This is a genomic window from Aliihoeflea sp. 40Bstr573 (assembly GCF_024105655.1).
Taxonomy (GTDB): Bacteria; Pseudomonadota; Alphaproteobacteria; order Rhizobiales; family Rhizobiaceae; genus Aliihoeflea.
Genome location: NZ_JAAAMH010000001.1, coordinates 445722 through 463726 on the forward strand (window position 1 = coordinate 445722; position 18005 = coordinate 463726).

Consider the following 18005-nt stretch of genomic DNA (forward strand, 5'->3'; position numbering starts at 1 on the left):
CGGAAGGATAGGACGGAGACATTCGAAGTCAAAGCAGCCGGACCATGAACCTCATCGACCTGGAACAATTGCTGGCCGTTTCGGATGGCCGGCCGATCGCGGGGCTCGACCTCGGCACCAAGACGATCGGCGTCGCGGTCTCCGACCGTCATCACTCGTTCGCCCATCCCCGCCCCGTGATCATGCGCACCAAGTTCACGCAGGATGCGAACGCGCTGCTGGCGCTTCTGGAGAAGGATCAGGTGGCCGCAGTCGCGATCGGTTGGCCGATCAACATGGACGGCTCGGAGGGCCCGCGCGCGCAGGCGACGAAGGCGTTCGTGCGAAACATGGCGCGGGTGACGAAACTGCCCTTCGTTCTTTGGGACGAGCGCCTGTCGACGGTCGCGGCCGAACGCGCGCTTCTGGAAATGGACGTTTCACGGAAAAAGCGCGGCGAGCGGATCGATTCGGCCGCCGCCGCCTTCATCCTGCAGGGCGTTCTTGACCGGCTGCAGTCGCTTCAACCCGAGCCAGATGACGCTCACGGCGGCGAAGCGCCCATATCCTGATCTGGCGACGCCTGCGGAAAGCGAAGATCGCGAAGATCAGCACCGTGTCGACAATGCAGGCGCGCGTGACGAGGGGCATGATCGATGCCGGGTCGACGCCGAGAATCTGCCCGTAGATTTCGAACACATGGTCATGCAGCAGGCGGCTCAGCATCAGGTAGCCGAAATGCATGTCGTTATACGAAAGATAGTACCAGCCCCAGAAGAGGCCCATCGGAAGGCCCCAGAATATCAGGATGTATTTCATCGCCAGAAATCTCCCGGCGCGCCTGAGCCCGACCGGGTCATCCGGTTGATCTTCGCATCCGTCGCGGCCAGCACGGCCAGCAGGCGGGCGGCGGCGCGGCTGTTGTCGTTGGCGCCGACCGGTGCCCGGACCACCGGGCGCTCGGCCTGCATGATGAGGTGGCTGACGAGCAATCCCGCAAACTGGAGCGCGGCAAGCTGGAGAACCGCCACATCGCCCGCCAGAGCCGGCGAGAGGGCGCCGGCGGTCGTCGCCAGAAGCCCGACGGCCACGGCGATCTTCGCGACATTGCCCTGCCCTGCCTCTTCGCTGTCGGAATCGATCAGGACGGAAACCATGGCCCAGAAGAAGGCGAGCGCCGCCATGAACTGGATGGCTGCGACCGCACCGGTCGCGATCACGTCTGTCAGCGCGGCCGTGCCCGGCGCGGCAACGGTCCGCGCGCCCGAAAGGCAAAGAAGCGCCGCCCAGTGGAAGGCGATGATGACGGTCAAAGCACGTGGCATGGAATCCCTTTCTTAACCATAGAGAAACTGGACCCCACGCCAGTTACCGGCAATCGAAACCTTTTGTTAAGGTTAACGGCACAACCGGCCAGGACGGTTTACAGGATGGGCCGCGATGCCTATGCGGAAGCATTCCCGCCGCGAAAGACCCCTCCCCCAATGCTCGCTATCTTCGAAAGCACGCTGCCGATCTTCCTCCTCGTCATTTTGGGGATGATCCTGAAGCGGCTCCCGCTCATCGACCAGAAGGTCTGGCCGGGCCTCGAACAGATCGCCTACTGGTTCCTCTATCCGGCGCTGCTCTTCATCTCGATCTACAATGCCGATTTCGGGGGATTGCGCCTCGACGCGATGCTCGTCGCGCTGCTCCTGTCGATCGCGATCATGGCGGCATTGCTCGCCCTTCTGTGGCCAGTGCTGAAGAGATCGGGACTTGTCGCGGTGAACGAATATTCGTCCGTCTTTCAGACCGCGATCCGCTGGAACGGCTTCATGGCGCTTGCCATCGCGCAGAAACTCTTTCCGCCGGCAGGAAGCGCGGTGGTCGCGCTGGTGATGGCGGTGATCATTATCCCCATCAACGTGTTCTCGGTCTTCGTCGTGACGAAATTCGCCGATTCCGAAGCCAATTGGGGCCGAATTGTCCGCACTATGGCGCTGAACCCGCTCATTTTGGCGGCGTTTCTGGCCATTCTCCTGCGTTTTGCGCCGTTCCGATTGTACGATCCGATCAACGAGACACTTATCCTCGTCGCGAACGCGGCGCTCGGAATGGGGCTCATGACGATCGGCGCGGGACTGCGTATCGCCGACGTCGCATCGCTCCGGTTTCCGCTTTGGTTGCCGGTTGTCCTGAAGCTTGCGATCTTCCCGCTGATCCTGATCACGCTCGCCTGGAGCTTCGGGCTGGAGGGCGCGCAGCTTGAATATCTGGCGCTCTGCGCCGCGGTCCCGACCGCGATGAACGGGTATTTCCTGGCACGGCAACTGGGCGGCGACGCGGAGCTCTACGCCGCCGTCACCACCTTGCAGACGGCCCTCTCCTTCTTCTCGATCCCGGCCGTCCTGGCGATCACCGCTCAGTTGACTTCCGGGTAGAGCGAATCGACGATCATCCGGGCGTCGTAGCGCGCGCCGAGCATGCCGTAGGTGGTGCGCCACTGGCCGCCGAGACGGGTTTCGGCAAAGGCGTCGGCGATCTGCCCTGCCCCGAGCCGCTTGAGTTCGGCCGCCGCGGCGGCGAGCGCCAGTTGTTCGGTCAGGATGCGCGCGGAGCCTTCGTCCTCGACGGCGACGTCCATGGCGGCGCGCAGCACCTGCGTCGTGCCGGGGCCGCTCGCGCCAAGCTCACGCTCGATCCAGCCCAGCACCTCCTCGAACGGGCCGGTGCCCCGGCGAAGGACGCGCAGCACGTCGAGCGCCATGACGTTGCCCGACCCTTCCCAGATCGCGTTGACCGGAACTTCGCGGTAATGGCGCGCGAGCGGCGCTTCCTCGACGTAGCCATTGCCGCCCATGCATTCCATCGCCTCGTAGATCAGCGCTGGCGCGATCTTGCAGGTCCAGTATTTGACGACCGGCGTCATGGCGCGGGCGAAGGCCGCCTCGGTGCGGTCGTTGGCCGCTTCATCGAAGGCGCGGGCAAGGCGAAGCGAGAGCGCCGTGGCCGCGGCGACATCGAGCGCCATGTCGGCGAGAACACGGCTCATCAAGGGCTGGTCGATCAGCGCGGACCCGAACACCTGCCGGTGCCGGGCATGGTGCACCGCCTCGGCAAGCCCCGCCCGCATGATGCCGGCATTGCCGAGCGCGCAGTCGAGACGCGTCAGCGTCACCATGTCCATGATGGTGCGAACGCCCCCTCCCGGCTCGCCCACCATCTCGCCGACCGCTCCGTCGATCTCGACCTCGGACGAGGCGTTGGAGCGGTTGCCAAGCTTGTCCTTCAGACGCTGGAAATGAAGCCCGTTCGCCGAACCGTCCGAAAGGATGCGCGGCACGAGGAAGCAGGAAATGCCCTCCGGCGCTTGTCCCAGCACCAGGAACGCGTCGCTCATCGGCGCGGACATGAACCATTTGTGGCCGGTAATGCGATAGAAGCCGTTGCCGACGCGCTCGGCCTTGGTCGTGTTGGCACGCACATCCGTGCCGCCCTGCTTCTCGGTCATGCCCATGCCGATGGTGAGGCCCGATTTCTCGACCGGCGGCTTCGATGCCTGATCATATTTGCGGGTGGTCACGCGCGGCGCCCATTCGCGAAAAAGCTTCGGGCTCGCCATCAACGCCGCGAGCGAAGCGCTCGTCATGGTGACGGGGCAAAGATGCCCGCATTCGAGCCCGGCCGTCATGTAGAAGCGCGCGGCACGGATCTGGTGGCGATGGCCCTTTTCGGACTCGTTGTTTTCCCAGATCGACGAATGGATGCCGAGCGAGATCGAGCGGCGCATCAGCGCATGGTAGGCTGGATGGAACTCGACCAGGTCGAGACGACGTCCTTGTCGGTCATGTGTCTTGAGCTTCGGCGTCTCGCTGTTCGCCAGCCGCGCCAGGTCGAGAGCCTCGGGGTTGCGAACGAACTTCCCGAGCAGGTCGAGATCCTTGCGCGCAATGTCGGAGAAACCTTCGCCGAGTTGCATCAGAAGCGGGTCGGAGCGCCACGCATTCGTTCCCGCGATCGGCGGCGTCTGGTTGGTCACCTCGTGGTTCACGTCTCGTCCTTCCGCATCATCTCGATTCCGCCGCACAGCGGAGCTGTTGCGCGATCAAAGCATGGCCGGGCCCGCGATGAAAATCCCGGGGAGGAAATTTGTCGGGGGCAACGCCGGCTTGCCCCAGGGGCGGGTCTTGCCTATAGCCCGTGATCGTCATGACATCGCCAGCGACCTTCCCGCCCTACCCGCACCGCCATCTTCTCGGCATCAAGGGCCTGTCGCCGCTTGATATCGAGAACCTTCTAGACCGCGCGGAGGCCGCCGTCGCGATTTCGCGCGGGGCTGACAAGAAGCGCGCGACGCTGCGCGGGCGCACACAGATCAACCTCTTCTTCGAAGCATCGACGCGCACGCAGGCCTCCTTCGAACTCGCCGGCAAGCGCCTAGGCGCCGACGTGATGAACATGTCGGTCGCCAGTTCGTCCGTGAAAAAGGGCGAAACGCTGATTGATACCGCGATGACGCTCAACGCCATGCGGCCGGACATCCTGATCATCCGTCACGGGTCGGCGGGCGCGGCCGCGCTTCTGGCGCAGAAGGTCGGCTGCTCGGTCGTCAATGCCGGCGACGGCGCGCACGAGCATCCGACCCAGGCCCTTCTCGACGCGCTCACCATCCGCCGCGCCAAGGGCCGTATTGCCGGGCTGACCGTCGCGATATGCGGCGACGTGCTCCACAGCCGTGTCGCGCGATCCAACATCGTGCTCCTGAATGCGCTCGGCGCACGCGTGAAGGTCGCGGCGCCCTCGACGCTGCTGCCCTCGGGCATCGGCCAGATGGGTGTCGAGACGTCCCCCTGGCTCGAAGACGCAGTTGCCGACGCCGACGTCGTCATGATGCTGCGGCTCCAGCGCGAGCGCATGGCCGGCGCATTCGTGCCGTCGGTGCGCGAATATTTCCGCTTTCACGGCCTCGATGCCGCCAAGCTTTCCAAGGCCAGGCCCGATGCGCTCGTCATGCATCCGGGCCCGATGAACCGCGGCGTCGAGATCGCGTCGGCAATCGCGGACGGACCACAAAGCGTGATCCAGGAGCAGGTCGAGATGGGCGTCGCCGTTCGCATGGCCGTCATGGAAGCACTTCTCGAAGGAGCGCCTTCATGACGACGGTGGTTCTGAAAGGTGGCCGGATCGTCGATCCGTCGCGCGGGCTGGACGAGACGGGCACGGTGGTCGTCATAGACGGGCAGATCGCGGAAGCCGGCGCATCGGCGCTCAACCAGGGTGCGCCCGAAAGCGCTGAGATCATCGACTGTGCCGGGCTGACGATCATGCCTGGTCTGGTCGACACCTCCGTCCATATCGGTGAACCCGGCGCGGAACATCGCGAGACGATCGCATCGGCAAGCGCCGCGGCAGCGGCCGGCGGCGTGACGACATTGACCATGATGCCCGACACCGACCCGGTGATCGACGACGTTGCCCTCGTCGAGTTCGTGCGGCGCACGGCGCGCGATACCGCCATCGTCAACGTCATTCCGACGGGCGCGGTCACAAAAGGACTTCTCGGCGAGGAGATGACCGAGATCGGCCTCCTGTCGCAGGCCGGCGCGGCGTTTTTCACCGAAGGCCGCAAGACGATCGCCAGCTCGCTCGTGATGCGTCGCGCCCTGACCTATGCGCGCGATTTTGGCGCCGTGATCGCGCATCGGACGCAGGACCGCGACCTCGCTTCACATGGCGTGATGAATGAAGGGCTGTTCGCGAGCTGGCTTGGCCTGCCGGGCATTCCGCGCGAGGCGGAACTGATCCCGCTCGAACGCGACCTCTTGCTGGCGCGGCTGACAAAGGGCGCCTACCACGCCGCCCAGATTTCGGCCGCCATGTCGGCAAACGCCATCCGCCGCGCAAAGGCAGAGGGCGCGAACGTGACGGCGGGCGTGTCGATCAACAATCTGGCACTGAACGAAAACGACATCGGCGAGTATCGCACGTTCTTTCGCCTCTCGCCGCCATTGCGCGCCGAAGACGACCGCCTGGCGATGATCGAAGCGCTGCGCGACGGCACGATCGACATCGTCACCTCGGCGCATGACCCGCAGGACGTCGACACCAAGCGGCTGCCATTTGCGGAGGCAGCGAGCGGCGCGATCGGGCTCGAGACGCTGCTCGCCGTCGCGCTTCGCCTTCATCACAATGGCGATGTGGGGCTCATGCGCCTCGTCGAGGTGCTTTCGACAAACCCCGCAAAGCGCTTTGAGCTCGATGCAGGCACGCTGAAGCCAGGCGCGCCGGCAGACATCGCGATCGTGGACCTCGATGCGCCATGGGTCGTCAGCGAGGCCGAGATCGTGTCGCTGTCGAAGAACACCTCCTTCGAAAGCGCACGATTGCAGGGCCGCGTGATGCGCACGCTGGTTGCAGGCCTGACCGTCTTCGCGCAACAATGAACTCCCACCTCATGATCCTCGAAAAGGGCGGTCCATGATTCTGCTGGCAGCACTCGCGTTCGGCTATCTTCTGGGCTCGATTCCGTTCGGTCTTGTCTTGACGCGGACGGCGGGGCTCGGCGACGTGCGTTCGATCGGTTCGGGCAATATCGGCGCGACCAACGTCCTGCGCACCGGCAACAAGAAGCTCGCCGCAGCCACGCTGCTTCTGGATGCGCTGAAGGGCACCGTGGCCGTGATCATCGCGAACCAGTACGGCATCGGTCTCGGCATTCTGGCTGGCTTCGGCGCTTTCATCGGCCATCTTTTCCCGGTCTGGCTCGGCTTCAAGGGCGGCAAGGGCGTCGCGACCTATCTCGGCATCCTTCTTGCCATCTCCGGCATCGCCTCGCTCGTCTTCGCGGTGATCTGGATCGCAACCGCATTTCTGACCCGCTATTCCTCTCTTTCGGCGCTCATCGCCTGCGTGGCAGTGCCGATCACGCTCCTGCTGCTCGGCTTCGGCGACGCCTCGATCGCCTTTTCGCTGATGAGCCTGATCGTGTTCTGGAAACACCGCGAGAACATCAGGCGGCTGCTTGCCGGGACCGAGAGCCGGATCGGCTCCAAGGGATGAACGCGCCAGCCTCCGCACCGCTGAAACTCAACGATGCGCAGAGGCTGAGCTGGCTCCGGCTACTGCGCTCAGACAATGTCGGCCCGGCCACTTTCCGCGACCTGATCAACCGCTTCGGTTCGGCAAAGGCCGCACTCGACGCCTTGCCCGATCTCGCAGCACGCGGAGGTGGACGCAAGATCCGCATCGCCTCGATCGTGGACGCGCAGGCGGAACTCGACCGGGTTGCGCGCTTTGGCGGGCGGATTGCCGCCATCGGCGAAGCGGACTATCCGCCTATGCTGCGCCACATGGACGTGCCGCCCCCCTTGGTAACGGTGATGGGCCGCAGCGACGTGTTTTCCGCCCCGGCGGTCGCGATCGTTGGCGCGCGCAATGCATCGGCTTCCGGCGCGAAGATGGCTCGTCAGTTGGCAGGCGAACTCGGCGCGGCCGGTTTCACGATCGTCTCGGGCCTTGCCCGCGGCATCGACGCCGCCGCGCACTGGGCGAGCCTCGAGACCGGCACCGTGGCAGTCCTTGCAGGCGGGCTCGACAAGCCCTACCCGCCCGAAAACCTCGAACTCGTCGGCCGAATTGCCCGCTCGGGCGCGGTGATCACCGAAATGCCGTTCGGCTGGGAGCCGCGCGCACGCGACTTTCCGCGTCGCAACCGGCTGATCGCGGGGCTGGGGCTCGGGCTGGTCGTGGTGGAAGCGGCCCAACGCTCCGGCTCTCTGATCAGCGCCCGACTGGCGGGCGAACTCGGCCGGCTCGTCTTCGCCGTGCCCGGCTCGCCGCTCGATCCGCGCGCAGCGGGGTCGAATGGCCTTCTGAAAGAGGGCGCGATCCTCACGCTGGGCAGCGAGGACGTTCTGGAGCATCTGCGCCCGATGATCGGTCGTCCGCCCGCCCCTGCCCTGCGCGAGGGGGAACCCGGGCCGGTCGAGCCTGCTTACGACGAGGAGCCGGCCGAGCCGGGCAAGGACGAGCGTACGCGCCTGATCGAGGCACTGAGCCCCACCCCGACGGCGATCGACGACATCGTCCGGCACGCCGATCTGTCAGCACAGATGGTTCGAACGCTGCTTCTGGAGCTCGATCTGGCTGGCCGCCTCGAGCGACATTCAGGAGGCACTGTCTCTTTGATTGCGCCCGCCTCGTGAGGGACGCGCACCGCGAAGGACGTCGTTCGCCTCGGTGCAGGCCATTTCGAGCAGATATGTCAGCATCTCATGCCCTTCGTCGGCGGTCATCTGCCGCAGCTGCCCCAGCATGGCATGGACATATTCCAGCTATTCGGTCCTGTTCGTTTCAAGCTGTCCCGTCTTTGCACTGAGTGCCTCCCGCATAAGGGCTCCCTTTAGGCTCCGACTCAAACCCCGATGCCGCGATCTTCGTCGGTTGCAAACTTGCCTGTACCGCAACTGGCAGTAATATCAGCATGTACGCAAACACTATCAATTGCAATTGCAAATTACTACAACTTAAGCGTGCATATCGCCCGTTGCAACAGGTGGCAAAATCGTTTTCCCTTGACCGGGCGACGCTGCGCCGCCATGTCACGCTCCGAGAACGGAAAGCCAAATGAGGGCCACACGCATCGTGGAGGCCCGGGGATCGCGCGGAAAATATGGACGTCGTCGTCGTCGAATCGCCTGCCAAGGCCAAGACAATCAACAAGTATCTGGGTTCGGGCTACAAGGTGCTGGCCTCGTTTGGCCATGTGCGCGACCTGCCGGCCAAGGACGGTTCCGTGCGCCCCGACGACGACTTCGCCATGTCCTGGGAAGTGGATTCGCCATCCTCCAAGCGCCTTGGCGACATTGCCAAGGCGATGAAGGAGGCAGACAGCCTGATCCTCGCGACCGATCCGGATCGCGAGGGCGAGGCCATTTCCTGGCATGTGCTGGAAGTGCTGAACCAGAAAAAGGTCATCAAGGGCAAGCCGGTCAAGCGCGTGGTCTTCAACGCCATCACCAAGGCGGCAGTGACCGAGGCGATGGCCAATCCGCGCGAGATCGACGGGCCGCTGGTCGACGCCTATCTGGCGCGCCGGGCGCTGGACTATCTCGTCGGCTTCACCCTCTCGCCGGTTCTGTGGCGCAAACTGCCCGGCGCCCGCTCGGCGGGCCGCGTTCAGTCGGTGGCTCTGCGCCTTATTTGCGATCGTGAATCCGAGATCGAACGGTTCATCCGCGAGGAATACTGGCAGATCGCTGCCCTTCTCGACACGGTGCGCAAGGACCGCTTCGAGGCGCGATTGACGGCCTATGAGGGCAAGAAGCTCGCCAAGCTCGACATCGCCAACAAGGCACGCGCCGACGAGATCAAGGCGATGCTCGACGGCGCGACCTTCACGGCGGCCTCGGTCGAGGCCAAGCCGACGAAGCGCAACCCCGCCCCGCCCTTCACCACATCTACGTTGCAGCAGGCTGCGTCCTCGCGGCTCGGCTTCTCGGCTTCGCGCACCATGCAGGTTGCGCAGCGGCTCTATGAAGGCGTCGAGATCGGCGGCGAGACGACCGGTCTCATCACCTATATGCGAACCGACGGCGTGCAGATGGCGCCCGAGGCGATCGCGGCAGCGCGCGAGCAGATCGGCAAGGGCTTCGGCGAGCGCTATCTGCCCGAAAAGCCGCGCTATTATTCGACCAAGGCCAAGAACGCCCAGGAAGCGCACGAGGCGGTGCGCCCGACCGAGTTCTGGCGCACGCCCGATCAGGTTCGCAAATATCTCGATGCCGATCAGGCGCGGCTCTACGACATGATCTGGAAGCGCGCGATCGCCAGCCAGATGGTGCCGGCCGAAATCGAGAGGACGACGGTCGAGATAGACGCCGTCAACGGGCCCAAGACCGCCAATCTGCGTGCGGTCGGCTCGGTCGTTCGCTTCGACGGCTTCATCGCCGCCTATACCGAGCAGAAGGACGAGGACGCGACCGACGCGGACGACGAGGACAAGCGTCTGCCGGAAATCCGGCAGGGCGAGGCCGTCACGCGTCACCAGATCAACGCCACCCAGCACTCGACCGAGCCGCCGCCGCGCTATTCCGAAGCGTCCCTCATCAAACGGATGGAAGAGCTCGGCATCGGCCGGCCGTCCACCTATGCGGCGACGCTGAAGACGCTCGAGGACCGCGACTACGTCACGAACGAAAAGCGCAAGCTGGTGCCGCAGGCCAAGGGCCGGCTGGTAACCTCGTTCCTGGAAAGCTTCTTCGACCGCTATGTGGAGTACGACTTCACGGCGGCGCTGGAAGAAAAGCTCGATCAGATTTCGGACGGCAAGCTCGCCTGGAAGGACGTGCTGCGCGACTTCTGGAAGGAGTTCTCCGGCCATGTCGACAGCATCAAGGAACTGCGCGTAACCGACGTTCTCGATGCGCTGAACGAGGAACTGGCGCCGCTCGCCTTTCCGCCGCGCGAGGACGGCAGCGACCCGCGCATCTGTCCCAAATGCGGCTCCGGGCAGCTTTCACTGAAGCTTGGCAAGTTCGGCGCTTTCGTCGGCTGCTCGAACTATCCCGAATGCGGCTTCACGCGCCAGCTTGACGGACCGGCCGGTAATGGCGACGGGACAGCGGTCGACGGCGACAAGGAGCTTGGCAAGGATCCGTATACGGGTGAGGAGATCACGCTGAAGAGCGGCCGCTTCGGCCCCTATGTCCAGCGTGGCGAGGGCAAGGAAGCCAAGCGATCCAGCCTGCCCAAGGGCTGGACTCCGGATTCGATCGACCACGAGAAGGCGCTCGCACTCCTGTCGCTTCCACGCGATGTCGGCAAGCATCCGGAAACCGGCAAGATGATTTCCGCCGGGCTCGGTCGCTACGGCCCGTTCGTGCTCCATGATGGGACCTATGCCAATCTGGAGACGATCGAGGATGTTTTCTCGATCGGCCTCAACCGTGCGGTGACCGTCATTGCCGAGAAGAAGTCGAAATTCGCCAATGGCCGCGAGCGCGGCGCGGCAACGGCGCTGAAGGAACTGGGCGAGCATCCGGACGGCGGCGGGAAGATCACCGTGCGCGACGGGCGCTACGGCCCCTATGTCAACTGGGGCAAGGTCAATGCGACGCTGCCCAAGGGCAAGGCCCCTGAAAGCGTGACCGTCGAGGAAGCGCTCACTCTGATTGCCGAACGGGCAGCCAAGAGCGGGACCAAGGTGCCGAAGAAGAAGGCTGCGCCGAAAGCCAAGGCGAAGGCCGCCAAGGCGGATGGCGAGACCAAGACGGCGGCGAAGAAACCTGCGGCCAAAAAGACAGCGGCCAAGAAGCCGGCCGCGAAAAAGGCCTCGGCAAAGGCGAAGGAGTAGCCCTTGGCGCGAAAGATTTCCGGGCGAAAGTCTGCCGCGCCGGCGAAGCGGTCGGACGGCGCAACCCCGTCCGGCGACTTCCGCCCGAGCCGAGACGAAATCCTCGCCTATATCGCTGAGAATCCAGACCTTTCGGGCAAGCGCGAACTCGCCAAGGCATTTCGGTTCAAGGGCGATGACCGCGTCTGGCTGAAGGACATGCTGCGCGATCTTCAGGACGAGGGCCTGCTGCAAAAGCGCGACAAGAAGCTGAAACGGCCTGGCGACCTGCCGCATATGGTCGTGCTGGACGTCGTCAGCCGAGACCCGGACGGGCTCCTGATCGCGCGTCCCGCAGAATGGCCCGCCGATCTCGGCGCCGCGCCTTTGGTCGCGATTCGAACCCAGCGGCAGGGCCGCGGTCCGGCGCCCGGAATCGGTGACCGCGTTCTCGCCAAGACCTTTCCGAACGAGGAAAAGGGCGGCCCGACCTATACGGCGCGCGTCGTCAAGATCTTCGACAAGCAGCGCGATGCGGTGCTCGGCGTGCTGCGGCATCTGGCCGATGGCGGGTTCCGCATGGAGCCGGTCGAGCGCCGCCAGCCCGAACTCACCATCGACGAGGACGATTTGAACGGAGCAGAGCCCGGAGACCTGATCGAGGTCGCGCCGCTGCGCCACGCGCGCTACGGCCTGCCCAAGGGCAAGGTGCTGGAAGTTGTCGGCTCGCTGGCGAGCGAGAAGGCGGTTTCGATGATCGCCATCCACAGCCATGACATTCCGCACGTATTCCCGAACGCCGTCATCGCCGAGGCCAAAGCCTGCCGGCCGGCAACACTCGACAACAGGGAAGACTGGCGCGACCTGCCGCTGATCACAATCGACCCGGCCGACGCCAAGGACCATGACGATGCCGTTCACGCCGCGCTAGACGAGGATGACGCCAATCCCGGCGGCATCATCGCCACGGTCGCCATCGCCGATGTCGCGGCCTATGTGTGCGCCGGAACCGAACTCGACCAGGAGGCGCTGAAGCGGGGCAATTCGTGCTACTTCCCGGACCGCGTCGTGCCTATGCTGCCCGAGCGCATCTCCAACGATTTGTGCTCTTTGCGCGAGAACGAGGACCGCCCTGCCCTTGCCGTGCGCATGGTTTTCAGCGCCGACGGCCGCAAGATCCGGCACTCCTTCCATCGCGTGATGATGCGCAGCCACGTCAAGCTTTCCTACAATCAGGCGCAGGCGGCGATCGACGGCGCTGCGGACGAGAAGACCGCACCCTTTGTCGAGAAGGTGCTGAAACCGCTCTGGGAAGGCTATCGCATCTTGAAGCGTGGCCGCGACAGCCGCCAGCCTCTGGAACTCGACCTGCCCGAGCGCAAGATTCTCCTGAAGGAGGACGGCACGGTCGACCGCGTGATCGTGCCCGACCGGCTGGACGCCCACAAGCTGATCGAAGAATTCATGATCCAGGCGAATGTGGCCGCCGCCGAGACGCTGGAAGCCAAGCGCCAGCCGTTGATCTACCGCGTCCATGACGAACCCTCGATGGCAAAGCAGGAATCGCTGCGCGAATTTCTGACGACGGTCGGCCTGTCGCTGGCGCGTGGGGCGCATTTGCGCCCATCGCAGTTCAACGGCATCCTCAAGGCCGTCGAAGGCAGCGAGCATGACGAACTGGTCAATGAGGTGGTGCTGCGCAGCCAGAGCCAGGCGATCTATTCCAAGGACAATGCCGGGCATTTTGGACTGAACCTCAGGCGCTACGCCCATTTCACCTCGCCGATCCGGCGCTATGCCGACCTGATCGTCCACCGCGCCCTTATCTCCGCTCTCGGGCTCGGCAAGGATGGGCTCACAAAGGCAGAGGAAGGGCGGCTCGAGGAAATTTCAGCGCTGATCTCGGCGACGGAGCGGCGCGCAATGGCCGCCGAGCGGGACACGGTGGATCGGCTGATCGCAGCGCATCTTGCAACGCGGCTCGACGAGACCTTTACCGGCCGGATCTCCGGAGTGACCAAGGCCGGCCTCTTCGTCCAGTTGCCGCAGTTCGGCGCAGACGGTTTCGTGCCGGTGTCAACGCTGGGTGACGACTACTATATCTACGATGAAGCGGCACACGCGATGATCGGAGAACGGACCCGCAAGGGCTTTCGCCTGGCGGACACCGTGGACGTGAAACTCGTGGAAATCGCGCCGATGGCCGGCAGCCTGAGGTTCGAGATGATGAGCGACCCGGAACCGGTCGCAGGATCGCGCGCATCGCTTCATAAGGCCAAGGGCCGCAGGCGTGCAGACCAGTCGCGCCGGCCCGGCGGACGCGGCACGACAAGGAACAGGCGATGAGCGAAATCCACTATGGCGGCGATGCCGCACGCAATGACCGGTCTCTGATCCGTTCGATGTGGCGCGGTTTTCTTTGCCGCTGCCCGCACTGCGGAGAAGGCAGGCTTTTCGACCGGTTCCTGAAGGTGGCGCCGGAATGTTCGGCCTGCGGCGAGGCGATGCACCACCACCGTGCGGACGATCTGCCTGCCTATCTCGTGATCTTCATCGTCGGCCATATCGTCGTCGGCGGTTTCATGGGCGTCGAAATGACCAGCGGTCTTGGCCTGTGGCAGCATCTTGCGATCTGGGTGCCTCTAACGATCATCGGCTCGATCGTGCTTCTCCAACCTGTAAAGGGGGCCGTCGTCGGCCTGCAATGGGCGCTCCATATGCACGGCTTCGGCGGCGAGGAGGACGTTCTGGACGACCATCCGGAGCTTTGAACGAACCGTCGCCAGGGAGGGACATCTTGGAAGGTTTTACGCGCGCCCAGATCGACCAGGCGGAGAGCAATGATTTTGCGCTCGGCGCGGGCCCCAAGCGGCCGCGTGACGCAGCGACGCTGATCCTGCTCGACCGCAGGGGCAGCGACATCTGCGTGTTGATGGGGCGCCGCCACATGAAACATGCCTTCATGCCCGGCAAGTTCGTTTTTCCGGGCGGACGCACCGACCCGAACGACAGCCGCATCGGCGTGGCGACGCCGCTCGATCCTGCCGAGGAGATCAAGCTGATCGGAACGGGCAGCCGGGCCACGGCCGCCCGCGCCCGCGCGATTGCGCTTTCAGCCATTCGCGAGACCTATGAGGAGGCCGGCCTCTTGATCGGGCGCAAAGGCCCTTTCACGACCAACAAGGCCGACTGGCAAGGATTTGTCGAGCACGGCATCCAGCCCTCGCTTGCCGGGCTTCGCTTTGTCGCCCGTGCGATCACGCCGCCCGGCCGCGTGCGCCGTTTCGATACGCGCTTCCTCTCGGTCTGGAAGGACGAGGTCGCTCTCGAACTGGAAGATGGTGGGCCGACGCACGAGTTGGAGGAACTCGTCTGGCTGCCGATCAAGGACGCGAAGGAAGCCGATATTCCGAGCATCACGCGGACAGTTCTCGGCGACCTCGAATCGCGGCTGAAGGTCGACCCTGAGTTGACGCCGGGCGGCGAGGTTCCGTTCTACCGGCTTCGCCGGGACCGCTTCGAACGCAACATCATCTAGCGTCGGGCTCCCATGCATTCCGGTCCGTCGGCTTCCAGTGACGAAACCATAAAGTGGCTCTCGGTGACGGCAGCCATCGCGTCGATCAGTGTGGTGGGAATCGCCATCGGCATCGCGATGCCGCTTTTGAGCGTCATTCTGGAAAGCCGCGGCCATTCTGCGACGATGATCGGGCTCAATACGGCGATTGCCGGCTTGGCCTCGATCGTGGCTGCACCGTTCGCGACGCCGCTCGCGGCGCGCTTCGGCGTCGTCGCGACGATGCTCGCCATGATCGTCGTCGGCGCCTTTTCTTTCGTCGGATTCTACGCTGCGCCGGAATTCTGGATGTGGTTTCCGCTGCGCGCGGCGCTGCATTTCTCGATCACCATCGTCTTCATCCTGTCGGAATTCTGGATTGCGACGTCGGCGCCGGCGGCAAAGCGCGGCTTCATCCTTGGCATCTACGCAACCGTGCTTTCGCTCGGCTTCGCCTTCGGGCCCTGGCTTTTCGCGCAGGTCGGCAGCCAGGGCTTCCTGCCTTTTGGCATCACCTTTGCCATCGTGATGATCGCCGCCCTGCCCGTTCTGGCGGCCTTCAAGGAAAGCCCGCGAATCGACGCCACGCCGACCGACACGCGCTTCGTCGGCTATATCTGGCTGGTTCCGATGGCGACGGGGGCCGTGCTCGTCTTCGGCGCGGTCGAGACTGGCGGTTTCGCGCTCTTTCCCGTCTACGGCACGCGGATCGGCTATTCGGAAGCGGACGCGGCGCTGCTCCTGACCGCCATCGGCCTTGGCAACGTCCTCATGCAGATCCCGCTCGGACTGATCAGCGACAAGATCAATGACCGTCGCCATCTTCTGATGATCTGTGCGGCGATCGGCTTGGCCGGCATGGCCGCCCTGCCCTTCGTGGCGCATGACTGGTATCTGACGGCCGGCGTGCTCTTCGCCTGGGGAGGCGTCGTCGCGGGGCTCTACACGGTCGGCCTTGCACATCTGGGCTCGCGGCTTTCAGGGCGCGACCTCGCCTCGGCCAATGCCGCTTTCGTCCTGTGCTATGGAATCGGCATGCTGCTCGGCCCGCAGGCGATCGGCATCGGCATGGACCTCTTTGGCCCGAACGGCTTTGCCTATGCGATCATGGTCTTCTTCGCGGCCTATCTTGGATTGGGCGCGGTTCGGCTCGGCCCCAGCACTTCGCGGGGTTGACAATCGGCGCCGATCCAGTATGTCTCGCGCCAAGTTTTCCGCCGCCCGGGCCCGGCTCCCGTTCGTATGCGGTGACATCTCTTTCAGAAACGGACGACCAAAATGGCCAAGGCGACAACCATCAAGATCAAGCTTCTGTCGACCGCCGACACCGGCAGCTTCTACGTCACGACGAAGAACAGCCGCACGATGACGGACAAGATGACGAAGCGGAAGTACGATCCGATCGCGCGCAAGCACGTCGAGTTCAAGGAAACCAAGATCAAGTAAGCCCTGCGCCTACGATCTGTTTAGAACGCCGCCTTCGGGCGGCGTTTCGCGTTTGTGGCTTGGAAAAAAGGGGCCGGCCGACGTCTGACAGTGGTACGAGGAGGCCACTTGAGTTGTCAGCGTCGGCCGGCCGACCCCACGGACCCAGGAGATGCGGCGGACCTGAGCATCATGGGGTAGCTTGTCGGGCAGATGCCCTCGTTTGCTGCCCTGATGGCTTCACAGTCGCGCAAGACCGGTTGAAAATCAATAATTTCTTAACTTTGACGCCAGGAGTCGCGCGTTAAGGTAAACATGCGCGCGAACGGGCCCTGACTGTCTAGATGGCGGCTTGACTAGGCTGCACTTGCAACGACGCGATTGCGGCCTGCATTCTTCGCCTGGTAGAGCGCGACGTCGGCACGCTTCATCATGTCAGTCACCGTGTCGGGCTCGCCCTTCAGCGAGGCGACGCCGACCGAAATCGTCACCTCGAGCGTCTTGCCACCCTCTTCGACGGTGAACGGGTTGCGCGCGATCTGCTCACGAATGCGCTCTGCAACCTTCTCGGCCAGGACCGGCTCGGTGTCCGGCATGACGATGACGAACTCCTCGCCGCCATAGCGGCACGCAAGGTCGAAGCCGCGTACGCTATGACGCAGCCGCATGGCGAATTCGCGCAGGATGTCGTCGCCAACGTCATGGCCATGCGTGTCGTTGATCGACTTGAAACGGTCGATGTCGGTGATCAGCACCGAGAGCGGCTTGCCGCGGCTGCGCGCCTTGGCGGCAAGGCTCGCCAGATGGCTGTCGAGATAGCGGCGGTTGTGAAGGCCGGTCAGCCCGTCGGTCACCGCCATCTCGATTGTCTGGGTGACGGATGAGCGGAGCTGGTCGTTGTAGCGCTTGCGCTTCACCTGCGTTCGAAGGCGCGCGATCAGTTCCTGTCGGTCGACGGGCCGCGTGACGTAGTCGTTGATGCCGAGTTCGAGCGCGCGCACCAGGCGCTCGTTCTCGTCCTGCCCTGCGACAAGGATGATTGGCAGGAAGCGCGTGCGGTCCAGCGTGCGAAGCTGCGAGCAGAGCCGCAGCGGATCGTGCTCGGCGAGCGCGGTGGAGATCAGCACGCACTCGTAGGGCTTTTCGGCTGCCTCGATCACGCCTGCCTGCGGGTCCGAGACGGCATCGAGCTTGCACACGCCGCGCAGATACTTCTCCATCTGATCGACGGAGGAAGCGCGATCATCGATCAGGAGCGCGCGGATCGGCGCGTCGGCCGAGAGGTCGCGCTTCTTCAAGAGCTCCTCGATGCCGATATTGCGCGTCGTGGAGGCGCGCATGCGCAGTTCGTCGGTAAGCATCTTCAAGCGCACGAGGCTCTTGACGCGTGTCATGAGCTGAAGGTCGTTGGCGGGCTTGGTGAGAAAATCGTCGGCGCCGACTTCGAGCCCCCGCACGCGGTCCGCGGCCTGGTCGAGCGCGGTCACCATGACGACGGGAATGTGGGCGGTCGCCGAATCCGTCTTCAGGCGGCGGCAGACCTCGAACCCGTCCATGTCGGGCATCATGACGTCGAGCAGCACCACGTCGACGCGGCCCGCTTCGCAGATCTCGAGCGCGTCGCGGCCATTGCTGGCGGTGAGCACCTCGAAATACTCGGCCAGGAGCCGCGCTTCGAGCAGCTTCACATTCGCCGGAATGTCATCGACAACCAGTATCCGCGCCGTCATT

At 64.3% G+C, this 18005-nt stretch carries 16 protein-coding genes; 12 read left to right on the plus strand and 4 right to left on the minus strand.

Annotated features, from left to right (window positions below):
- The first annotated feature begins 44 nt into the window (after positions 1–44).
- Positions 45–551 (plus strand): Holliday junction resolvase RuvX, encoded by a 507-nt coding sequence (gene ruvX, locus GTK01_RS02145; protein ID WP_252924197.1) that lies wholly within the window; start codon positions 45–47, stop codon positions 549–551.
- Here the strand turns inward: ruvX and GTK01_RS02150 are convergent.
- Both GTK01_RS02150 and GTK01_RS02155 read right to left on the minus strand, forming a co-directional pair.
- A complete protein-coding gene (locus GTK01_RS02150; protein WP_252924198.1) occupies positions 466–798 on the minus strand; it encodes a DUF6105 family protein in 333 nt (110 codons plus the stop codon). The genes ruvX and GTK01_RS02150 overlap by 86 nt on opposite strands.
- On the minus strand, positions 795–1304 hold the full coding sequence (locus GTK01_RS02155; RefSeq protein WP_252924199.1) for a hypothetical protein: 510 nt from the start codon (positions 1302–1304) through the stop codon (positions 795–797). Before GTK01_RS02155 ends, GTK01_RS02150 begins: the two co-directional genes overlap by 4 nt.
- Before the next feature lie 159 nt (positions 1305–1463).
- Here GTK01_RS02155 and GTK01_RS02160 point away from each other — a divergent pair, with 159 nt between their 5' ends.
- Positions 1464–2402, plus strand: a complete 939-nt coding sequence (locus GTK01_RS02160) for an AEC family transporter (protein ID WP_252924200.1) — start codon at positions 1464–1466, stop codon at positions 2400–2402.
- Here GTK01_RS02160 and GTK01_RS02165 read toward each other — a convergent pair.
- On the minus strand, positions 2384–4012 hold the full coding sequence (locus GTK01_RS02165; RefSeq protein WP_252924201.1) for an acyl-CoA dehydrogenase family protein: 1629 nt from the start codon (positions 4010–4012) through the stop codon (positions 2384–2386). The two genes, GTK01_RS02160 and GTK01_RS02165, sit on opposite strands and share 19 nt — an antisense overlap.
- A gap of 158 nt (positions 4013–4170) precedes the next feature.
- Between GTK01_RS02165 and GTK01_RS02170 the strand changes: the two genes are divergently transcribed.
- The 10 genes from GTK01_RS02170 (at position 4171) to rpmG (ending at position 16295) form a co-directional block, all read left to right on the plus strand.
- On the plus strand, positions 4171–5118 hold the full coding sequence (locus GTK01_RS02170) for an aspartate carbamoyltransferase catalytic subunit (RefSeq protein ID WP_252924202.1): 948 nt from the start codon (positions 4171–4173) through the stop codon (positions 5116–5118).
- Positions 5115–6404 (plus strand): dihydroorotase, encoded by a 1290-nt coding sequence (locus GTK01_RS02175; RefSeq protein WP_252924203.1) that lies wholly within the window; start codon positions 5115–5117, stop codon positions 6402–6404. Before GTK01_RS02170 ends, GTK01_RS02175 begins: the two co-directional genes overlap by 4 nt.
- A gap of 34 nt (positions 6405–6438) precedes the next feature.
- Positions 6439–7020, plus strand: a complete 582-nt coding sequence (gene plsY, locus GTK01_RS02180) for a glycerol-3-phosphate 1-O-acyltransferase PlsY (protein ID WP_252924204.1) — start codon at positions 6439–6441, stop codon at positions 7018–7020.
- On the plus strand, positions 7017–8165 hold the full coding sequence (dprA, locus tag GTK01_RS02185) for a DNA-processing protein DprA (protein ID WP_252924205.1): 1149 nt from the start codon (positions 7017–7019) through the stop codon (positions 8163–8165). Before plsY ends, dprA begins: the two co-directional genes overlap by 4 nt.
- Positions 8166–8632: 467 nt before the next feature.
- Positions 8633–11314 carry a type I DNA topoisomerase gene (gene topA / locus GTK01_RS02190; RefSeq protein WP_252924206.1) on the plus strand — a complete coding sequence of 894 codons (2682 nt, stop codon included), beginning with the start codon at positions 8633–8635 and terminating at the stop codon, positions 11312–11314.
- Between the two features lie 3 nt (positions 11315–11317).
- Positions 11318–13639, plus strand: a complete 2322-nt coding sequence (gene rnr / locus GTK01_RS02195) for a ribonuclease R (RefSeq protein ID WP_256483338.1) — start codon at positions 11318–11320, stop codon at positions 13637–13639.
- Positions 13636–14064 carry a DUF983 domain-containing protein gene (locus tag GTK01_RS02200; RefSeq protein ID WP_252924207.1) on the plus strand — a complete coding sequence of 143 codons (429 nt, stop codon included), beginning with the start codon at positions 13636–13638 and terminating at the stop codon, positions 14062–14064. The genes rnr and GTK01_RS02200 overlap by 4 nt, the downstream gene beginning before the upstream one ends.
- A gap of 26 nt (positions 14065–14090) precedes the next feature.
- On the plus strand, positions 14091–14831 hold the full coding sequence (locus tag GTK01_RS02205; protein WP_252924208.1) for an NUDIX domain-containing protein: 741 nt from the start codon (positions 14091–14093) through the stop codon (positions 14829–14831).
- A gap of 12 nt (positions 14832–14843) precedes the next feature.
- On the plus strand, positions 14844–16025 hold the full coding sequence (locus GTK01_RS02210; protein ID WP_252924209.1) for an MFS transporter: 1182 nt from the start codon (positions 14844–14846) through the stop codon (positions 16023–16025).
- A gap of 102 nt (positions 16026–16127) precedes the next feature.
- On the plus strand, positions 16128–16295 hold the full coding sequence (gene rpmG / locus GTK01_RS02215; protein WP_024585495.1) for a 50S ribosomal protein L33: 168 nt from the start codon (positions 16128–16130) through the stop codon (positions 16293–16295).
- A gap of 335 nt (positions 16296–16630) precedes the next feature.
- On the opposite strand, the gene GTK01_RS02220 is transcribed toward rpmG, so the two are convergent.
- Complete coding sequence (locus tag GTK01_RS02220; RefSeq protein WP_252924210.1) at positions 16631–18004, minus strand: PleD family two-component system response regulator; 1374 nt, start codon at positions 18002–18004, stop codon at positions 16631–16633.
- Position 18005: the final 1 nt, after the last annotated feature.

Coding starts and splice junctions, on each gene's coding strand:
- ruvX (WP_252924197.1), top strand. CDS start 45: ATGAACCTCATCGACCTGGAACAATTGCTGGCCGTTTCGGATGGCCGG.
- GTK01_RS02150 (WP_252924198.1), bottom strand. CDS start 798: ATGAAATACATCCTGATATTCTGGGGCCTTCCGATGGGCCTCTTCTGG.
- GTK01_RS02155 (WP_252924199.1), bottom strand. CDS start 1,304: ATGCCACGTGCTTTGACCGTCATCATCGCCTTCCACTGGGCGGCGCTT.
- GTK01_RS02160 (WP_252924200.1), top strand. CDS start 1,464: ATGCTCGCTATCTTCGAAAGCACGCTGCCGATCTTCCTCCTCGTCATT.
- GTK01_RS02170 (WP_252924202.1), top strand. CDS start 4,171: ATGACATCGCCAGCGACCTTCCCGCCCTACCCGCACCGCCATCTTCTC.
- GTK01_RS02175 (WP_252924203.1), top strand. CDS start 5,115: ATGACGACGGTGGTTCTGAAAGGTGGCCGGATCGTCGATCCGTCGCGC.
- plsY (WP_252924204.1), top strand. CDS start 6,439: ATGATTCTGCTGGCAGCACTCGCGTTCGGCTATCTTCTGGGCTCGATT.
- dprA (WP_252924205.1), top strand. CDS start 7,017: ATGAACGCGCCAGCCTCCGCACCGCTGAAACTCAACGATGCGCAGAGG.
- topA (WP_252924206.1), top strand. CDS start 8,633: ATGGACGTCGTCGTCGTCGAATCGCCTGCCAAGGCCAAGACAATCAAC.
- GTK01_RS02200 (WP_252924207.1), top strand. CDS start 13,636: ATGAGCGAAATCCACTATGGCGGCGATGCCGCACGCAATGACCGGTCT.
- GTK01_RS02210 (WP_252924209.1), top strand. CDS start 14,844: ATGCATTCCGGTCCGTCGGCTTCCAGTGACGAAACCATAAAGTGGCTC.
- rpmG (WP_024585495.1), top strand. CDS start 16,128: ATGGCCAAGGCGACAACCATCAAGATCAAGCTTCTGTCGACCGCCGAC.
- GTK01_RS02220 (WP_252924210.1), bottom strand. CDS start 18,004: ATGACGGCGCGGATACTGGTTGTCGATGACATTCCGGCGAATGTGAAG.